The following is a 299-nucleotide window of genomic DNA, read 5'->3' on the forward strand; positions in this document are numbered from 1 at the left end:
TGAGGGTGTACGGTCCGGGGACATAGTGAACACTTGTTCGGGGACATGGTAGACACTTACAACTGAGGCATAAGAACCCGTCTATGGAGTCGCTTATGCCCTGGGATGCGAGAGATACCATGTCATTACGTACCGAGTTTGTTTTGTTCGCCTCGCAGGACGGGGCGAACATTCGTTCCCTCTGCCGTCAGTTCGGCATTTCTCCTGCCACCGCCTACAAGTGGCTTCGCCGCTGGGCTCAGGAAGGTGCCGCCGGCCTTCAGGACCGCCCGCGCATACCGCACCATTCCCCGAACCGT

At 58.2% G+C, this 299-nt stretch carries 1 protein-coding gene; it reads left to right on the top strand.

The features are described from left to right. Positions 1-95: 95 nt before the first annotated feature. The coding region (locus tag APT89_RS23000) for a helix-turn-helix domain-containing protein (RefSeq protein WP_446717756.1) at positions 96-299 on the top strand (204 nt) is incomplete at its 3' end.

The sequence above is a fragment of the Enterobacter sp. 50588862 genome (assembly GCF_001462935.1).
Classification (GTDB): domain Bacteria; phylum Pseudomonadota; class Gammaproteobacteria; order Enterobacterales; family Enterobacteriaceae; genus Enterobacter; species Enterobacter bugandensis.